The organism is Xenophilus sp., from assembly GCF_044462705.1.
Taxonomy (GTDB): domain Bacteria; phylum Pseudomonadota; class Gammaproteobacteria; order Burkholderiales; family Burkholderiaceae_C; genus Xenophilus; species Xenophilus azovorans.
Map to the genome: position 1 here is coordinate 12,218 of NZ_JBIQNC010000089.1, position 6,693 is coordinate 18,910.

At 71.0% G+C, this 6,693-nt stretch carries 7 protein-coding genes; all 7 read right to left on the reverse strand.

The annotated features are described in order from the left end of the window. Positions 1-425, reverse strand: a 425-nt coding sequence (locus ACIY1X_RS14520) for a nucleoside deaminase (RefSeq protein WP_399681598.1), incomplete at its 3' end; no start/stop codon positions are given. A gap of 25 nt (positions 426-450) precedes the next feature. Beyond that, positions 451-1,506, reverse strand: coding sequence for a DUF2272 domain-containing protein (locus ACIY1X_RS14525; protein ID WP_399681601.1), 1,056 nt, complete (start codon positions 1,504-1,506; stop codon positions 451-453). Positions 1,507-1,550: 44 nt separating this feature from the next. Beyond that, positions 1,551-2,318 (reverse strand): ABC transporter permease, encoded by a 768-nt coding sequence (locus tag ACIY1X_RS14530; RefSeq protein ID WP_399681603.1) that lies wholly within the window; start codon positions 2,316-2,318, stop codon positions 1,551-1,553. A 25-nt stretch (positions 2,319-2,343) separates the two neighbouring features. Continuing rightward, positions 2,344-3,174 carry an ABC transporter ATP-binding protein gene (locus tag ACIY1X_RS14535; RefSeq protein WP_399681604.1) on the reverse strand — a complete coding sequence of 277 codons (831 nt, stop codon included), beginning with the start codon at positions 3,172-3,174 and terminating at the stop codon, positions 2,344-2,346. Further along, entirely contained in the window at positions 3,175-4,200 is a 1,026-nt protein-coding gene (locus ACIY1X_RS14540; protein WP_399681607.1) for an ABC transporter substrate-binding protein, read from the reverse strand. Positions 4,201-4,341: 141 nt separating this feature from the next. Continuing rightward, entirely contained in the window at positions 4,342-4,761 is a 420-nt protein-coding gene (locus ACIY1X_RS14545; RefSeq protein WP_399681609.1) for a PaaI family thioesterase, read from the reverse strand. 61 nt (positions 4,762-4,822) lie between these two features. Further along, the coding region (locus ACIY1X_RS14550; protein ID WP_399681611.1) for an NADP-dependent malic enzyme at positions 4,823-6,693 on the reverse strand (1,871 nt) is incomplete at its 5' end.

Consider the following 6,693-nt stretch of genomic DNA (forward strand, 5'->3'; position numbering starts at 1 on the left):
CGCTGGCCGCGCGCGAACACCTCGCGGCAGGGCAGGCTGAGGGTGGGGTTCTCGGGGTGGTCGCCCGTCAGGGCGAGCAGCGCCGTCTCTTCCGCGCCGTAGAGCACGCGGCCGATGCCGGCCCAGTAGATGGTGCCGGCGCACATGGCGCAGGGCTCGAAGGTGGTGACCAGCGTGCACTGCGCCAGGTAGGCGCCCGGGTGGTTGGCCGCGGCCGTGCGCGCCAGCGTGGACTCGGCGTGGTTCACGGTGTCGATGTTGCCCTGCTCGGCCAGCACCGTCTCGCCGTCGGGCGCCACCAGCAGGGCGCCGAAGGGGTGGCGGCCCATCGACATGGCGCGGCGCGCCACGGCGTCGGCGCGGCGCAGGTGGCGGGCGCACTGGTCTTCGGTGAGCGGGGGGAGCGTGGGGGCGGCAGCGGTCATGGGCGGGGCGGTCGAAGGGGCGTGGTCATTCTCGCCACTGCAGCAGCAGCGACCAGGGCTGCCGGCTCATGTGGCGGTCGACGCAGCCGGGCGTGCCGGGCGTGCAGCCGCTGCCGTCGAGGTAGCTCGGGTCCAGCCGCTGCGTGCCGGGCGCGAACAGCAGGCGGCGCTGCGTCACCGACTGCAGCACGTTGCCGCCGACGGCGTCGAAGCCCTGGCCGTCGACCTGCACGACCACGTCGCAGTGCATCGGCACCGGCGCGCCGCCCGCCGCGCGCGCGGCCAGCGCGGGGACCAGCGTGTCGAAGCGGTCCAGGCCGGCGTCGGCGCCGCGGCTCTGGCACACCAGGTCGCCCACCCGGGGCGGGGTGCGGGCCAGGTCGCAGGCGCGCAGCGCATGGGGCGCGGCCTGGCCCGCCTGCTCGGCCTGCGTCGCCGCCCAGGCCGCGCCGGTGTAGTCGGCATGCGCCTCGGAGAAGGCGAACTCGCCGTCGCGCAGCCCCGCCTGCCGCGCCAGCCAGCTCACGAAGGCGGCGGACCAGGGCGTGTCGACGACGGCCACGCGGTCCAGCGCGGCAGCGAGCGCATCCTGCTCCTGCGGCGAGAGGCCCTGCTCGGGGCCGGCGCCCAGGCCCTGCAGCCGCTCGCTGCCGGCCTGGGCCAGGGCCTCGCGCAGCCGGGTGCGCGAGGCCGGGCGCAGCGCGCCGTGGCGCACCACGTAGGGCAGCTGGCGCGCATCGGGGTCGACGGCCTGCCAGTAGGCCATCACGCGCTGCCAGGGCGCGAGGCCATCGATGCGCGGCACGTCCTCGGCCTCGTAGGCGCCGGAAGCCAGCAGCCGGCCCTCGGCATCGAGCGACGACGCGCCCCAGGCGGCGTGCTCGCCCTGCGCCGCGGCGGCGAAGGCCAGGGCGCGCGGCGGCGCATCGCGCTGCGCGGCGGCATGGCAGAAGTCGGTGCCGGGCGGCATGGTCGTCGGGGTCGGGGCGGGCGGCGGTGCGGCGCAGGCCGCGCACAGCAGGGCGGCGAGCAGCGCGGCGCCGCGGCGTCCGGCCCGCCGCGGGAAGGAGGAGATCGGCATGGGCACGGGCCAGCATAGCGGCACCGCGCCCCGCCGCCGCCCGGTCAGCCGCCCTGCGAGCCGCGATGCGCCCAGGCCGTGGTGTGCTTCTCGACGACGCTGAAGAGTTCGTACATCGCCATCGCCATCGCGCCCACCACCATCAGCCCGGCGAAGGCCAGGCCCATCTGCATGGCCGAGCCGGCCGAGATCAGCAGGTAGCCGATGCCCTCGTTGGCGGCCGTCATCTCGCTGACCGTGGTGCCCACGAAGGCCAGCGTGATCGCCACCTTGAGCGAGGCGTAGAAGTAGGGCATGGAGCGCGGCAGGCCGATCTTCACCAGCACGTCCCAGCGCTTGGCGCCCAGCACGCGCAGCACGTCCTCCAGCTCCGGCTCCAGCGTGGCCAGCCCGGTGGCGATGTTGACCATGATGGGGAAGAAGCTGATGAGGAAGGCGGTGAGGATGGCCGGTCCGATGCCGATGCCGAACCACACCACCAGGATCGGCACGAAGGCCGCCTTGGGCAGCGCGTTGAAGGCCGTCATCAGCGGGTACACCGCCGCGTAGGCGATGCGCGAGCTGCCGATGACGAAGCCCAGCAGCACGCCCACCACGATGGCCAGGCCGAAGCCGGCCATCGTCACCCAGAAGGTGCGCCAAGCATGGCCGGCGATGACGCCCTTGAACTCCCAGAACTGCTCCCAGATGCGCAGCGGGCTGGGGAAGATGAAGTCCGAGACGCCGAAGGCCGAGCAGATGATCTGCCACAGCGTGATCACCGCCACCAGCAGCAGCCAGGGCGACCAGCGTTCGAGTTGCTTGTTGTTCATGCCGGGGTCCCCGGGAAGTCCGCCTTCATGCGACCTCCCTGGCGGCCATAGCATGCCGCATGGCGCCGATGTGGCCGCGCAGCTCGTGCACGATGTCGCTGAATTCCTTGGTGTAGGTCACTTCCAGCTCGCGCGGGCGCGGCAGCTCGATCTCGCGCCGCACGACGAAGCGCCCGGGCGACTTGCTCATCACGTACACCGTGTCGGCCAGGAACACCGACTCGCGCAGGTCGTGCGTGACCAGGATGACGTTGAAGCGCTGCTCCGTCCACAGGTCGCGCAGGATGCACCACAGCTCCTCGCGGGTGAAGGCGTCGAGCGCGCCGAAGGGCTCGTCCAGCAGCAGCATCTTGGGCTCGTGGACCAGCGCGCGGCAGATGCTGGCGCGCTGCTGCATGCCGCCCGAGAGCTGCCAGGGAAACTTGTCCTCGTAGCCGCCGAGGCCCACCTTCTGCAGCAGGCGCCGGGCGCGCTCCTCGTACTCCCTGCGCCTGCGCTTGAAGCTGGAGCGGTAGGGCTCCACGATCTCCAGCGGCAGCAGCACGTTGTCGACCGTGGTGCGCCAGGGCAGCAGCGACGGCGACTGGAAGGCCATGCCGGAAATCTTCAGCGGCCCGGTGACGGGCTGGCCGTCGATGCGGATGCGCCCCATCGAGGGCATGCGCAGCCCCGTGGTGAGCTTCATGAAGGTCGACTTGCCGCAGCCCGAGGGGCCCACGATGGCGATGAACTCGCCCCGCGCGACCTGCAGGTCGATGGCCTCGACCGCGAAGTGGTTCTCGCGCAGCAGTTGCTCGTTGTAGGCGAGCCAGACGTCCTGGAAGTCGACGAAGGGGATGGCGGCGGCGTCTGCCATCTACTTCCTGAGGATGGCCAGTTCGGCCGCCGGCGGCAGTAGGGCGCTCGTCCACACCGCGTCGGGGCTGACGCGCGTCTTGGTGTTGAAGGCGTCGGAGACCTGCGAGGCCATCAGCGACAGGCGTGCCGGGTTCACCACGCCGAAGCCCTCGGCACGGGCGTCGGGGCTGGCGATCACGGTGTCGATCGCCAGTTGCAGGCGGCGCGTCTCCAGCTTGCTGTCGATGATGCCGTCGCGCGCCTTCACCGACGCGATGGCCGCCGGCGGGTTGGCGATGACCTCTTTCGCGCCCTTCGCGAAGGCCGAGAGGAAGGCCTTCACCACCTCGGGCCTGTCCTTGATCAGCTTCGGCGAGGCGATGATGACGTTGCCGTACAGCTTCACGCCGTAGTCCGGGTAGGGCAGCACCACGATGTCGCCGGCCTTGGCGCCGCGCGCCTCCAGGTTGAGCAGCGAGGTGAAGGTGAAGCCGGTGATGGCGTCGATGTCGCCGCGCATCAGCATGGTCTCGCGCAGCGTCGGGTCCATCGCCGTCCAGTTCACGGTGCCGATGTTGTTGGCCTTGGCGAAGATGGGGAAGGCGCGGCGGCCGGCGTCGAACACCGGGGCGCCGAGCTTTTTGCCCGCCAGGTCGGCCGGCTTGGCGATGCCGCTTTTCTTCAGCGCCATCACCGAGGCCGGCGTATTGTTGTAGACCATCATCACCGCCACCGGCTTGTTGGGACTGTCGGGGTTGTTGGCGTGGAACTCCATCAGCGCCGCCAGGTCGGCGAAGCCCATGTCGTAGGCGCCCGAGGCCACGCGCGTGACGGTGCCGCCCGAGCCGTTGCCGGCGTCGATGCTCACGTCGAGGCCGGCCTGCTTGAAGTAGCCCTTGGCGGCCGGGTGCAGGAAGAGGGCGGACGGCCCCTCGAAGCGCCAGTCGAGCTGGAACTTGATGGGCGTCTGCGCCTGGGCGCTGCCCAGGCCGAGGCACAGGGCCGAGGCCGCCAGGAAGGATTGCAGCAGGTGTCGCTTGTTCATCGCCGTGACGTCTGTGGGAGATGCCAGGCGGGCGAGCAAGAACGATGCCGCTACCTCATGGTGCGTCTGCACCGCCCAAGGCACCGAAGGCCGGCGCGACCGGTCCGGTTTCGGTGCATTCGGGCGCGCAGATGGTGCGCGTCAGCGGGCCGCCGGGATCGCGTAGCTGCCCACGGCGTGCGCGACCGGCTCCGGATGGCCGTCGCTGTAGAGCAGCACGTCGCCGGTGGCCAGCGTGCGCCCGACCTTGAGCAGCCGGCACACGCCGATCACGTCGCGTCCGGCGGCTGGCTTGCGCAGGAAGGTGGTGTTCAGGTTGGTCGTCACCGCCAGCGGCACGATGCCGATCTCGCCCAGCAGCGCGACGTACAGCGCCACGTCGGCCACCATCATCAGCGTCGGGCCGGAGACGGTGCCGCCGGGGCGCAGGTCGGCCTCGTCAACCGCCTTGCGGATGGTGGCGCCCCGTTCGCCCACGGCCTCGATCACGCAGGGGTTCTGCGGGAACTCCGTGCGCAGGAAGTCGGCGAGCTGCGGCAGGCTGGGGCGGGCCGCGCTCACCGGACCACCCTCCGTCCTGCGGACTGCGGGTGCGAGCGCCTTCGCAGCGGCGGAGCGGCGCTCATCGCTGGATGTTGGCGTCCGCCACCGCCAGGGCCGTCATGTTCAGCACCCGGCGCACGGTGGCCGATGGGTTGAGCACGTGCGCCGGCTTGGACGATCCCAGCAGGATCGGCCCCACCGTCACGCCGTTGGCGCCGGTCATCTTCAGCACGTTGAACAGGATGTTGGCGGCGTCGAGGTTGGGGCAGATCAGCAGGTTGGCCTCGCCGGTGAGCGTGCTGCCGGGCAGCGCCTGGCGGCGCACGGTCTCGCTCAGCGCGGCATCGCCGTGCATCTCGCCGTCGCACTCGATGTCGGGCGCCATCTGCGCGAACAGGTCGCGTGCCACGCGCATCTTGCGTGCCGAGGCGCGCTCGGAGGTGCCGAAGTTGGAGTGCGAGAGGAAGGCCACCTTGGGCGGCAGGCCGAAGCGGCGCACCTCCTCGGCCGCCATCAGCGCGATGTTGGCGAGCTGCTCGGCCGTCGGGTCCTCGTGCACGTTGGTGTCGGCGATGAACAGCGTGTACTTGTCCAGCATCAGCGCGTTGAGCGTGGCGAAGTCCGGCACGCCCTGCTGGGTGCCCAGCAGCTGGCCGAGGATCTTCAGGTGGCTGTCGAAGCGGCCCACCAGCCCGCAGATCATGGCGTCGGCGTCGCCCAGGTGCACCATCAGCGCGGCGATGGTGGTGTTGGAGCGGCGCACCATCGCCTTGGAGCCCTCGGGGTTGATGCCGCGCCGGCCCATCAGCGCGTGGTACGCCTCCCAGTACTGGCGGAAGCGCGGGTCGTTCTCCGGGTCGACCACCTCGGCATCCTGGCCCAGCCGCAGGTGCAGGCCGGCCTTCTGGATGCGCATGGCGATGATGTCCGGCCGGCCGATCAGGATCGGCCTGGCCAGGCCTTCGTCGACCGCCATCTGCGCGGCGCGCAGCACGCGCTCGTCTTCGCCCTCGGCGTAGGCCACGCGCTTCTTCTGCGCGAGCTTGGCGGCGGTGAACACCGGGCGCATGAACATGCCCGTCTGGTAGACGAAGCGCGACAGGTGCTGGCGGTAGGCGTCCAGGTCCTCGATGGGGCGGGTGGCCACGCCCGAGTCGGCCGCCGCCTTCGCCACCGCCGGCGCGATGCGCAGGATCAGGCGCGAGTCGAAGGGCTTGGGGATGATGTAGTCGGGCCCGAAGGCGAGGTCCTGCCCGGCGTAGGCGGTCGCGACTTCCTCGCTGATGTCGGCCTTGGTCAGGTCGGCGATCTCGCGCACGCAGGCCAGCTTCATCTCCTCGGTGATCTTGCTCGCGCCGCAGTCGAGCGCGCCGCGGAAGATGTAGGGGAAGCACAGGACGTTGTTGACCTGGTTCGCGTAGTCGCTGCGGCCGGTCGCGATGATGCAGTCGGGCCGCACCTGCTTGGCGAGCTCGGGGCGGATTTCCGGCTCGGGGTTGGCCAGGGCCAGGATGATCGGCTTGTCGGCCATCGTGCCCACCATCTCGGGCGTCAGCACGCCGGGCGCCGAGCAGCCGAGGAACACGTCGGCGCCCTTGACCACGTCGGCCAGGGTGCGCGCGCCGGTGTCCTTCTGCGCATAGCGCGCCTTGGAATCGTCGAAGCCGCCGGCGCGGCCCATGTAGATCAGGCCCTTGGAGTCGCAGGCGTGGATGTTGGCCGGCTTGGCGCCCAGGCCCACCATCACGTCCAGGCAGGCGATGGCGGCGGCGCCGGCGCCCGAGACGGCGATCTTCACTTCCTCGATCTTCTTGCCCACCAGTTCCAGCGCGTTGAGCAGCGCAGCGCTGGAGATGATGGCCGTGCCGTGCTGGTCGTCGTGAAACACCGGGATGTTCATGCGCTCGCGCAGCTTCTTCTCGATGTAGAAGCACTCGGGCGCCTTGATGT

What these genes read in the sequence shown, in the direction of transcription:
- ACIY1X_RS14525 (WP_399681601.1), bottom strand. Translation starts at nt 1,506, where the DNA reads ATGCCGATCTCCTCCTTCCCGCGGCGGGCCGGACGCCGCGGCGCCGCG.
- ACIY1X_RS14530 (WP_399681603.1), bottom strand. Translation starts at nt 2,318, where the DNA reads ATGAACAACAAGCAACTCGAACGCTGGTCGCCCTGGCTGCTGCTGGTG.
- ACIY1X_RS14535 (WP_399681604.1), bottom strand. Translation starts at nt 3,174, where the DNA reads ATGGCAGACGCCGCCGCCATCCCCTTCGTCGACTTCCAGGACGTCTGG.
- ACIY1X_RS14540 (WP_399681607.1), bottom strand. Translation starts at nt 4,200, where the DNA reads ATGAACAAGCGACACCTGCTGCAATCCTTCCTGGCGGCCTCGGCCCTG.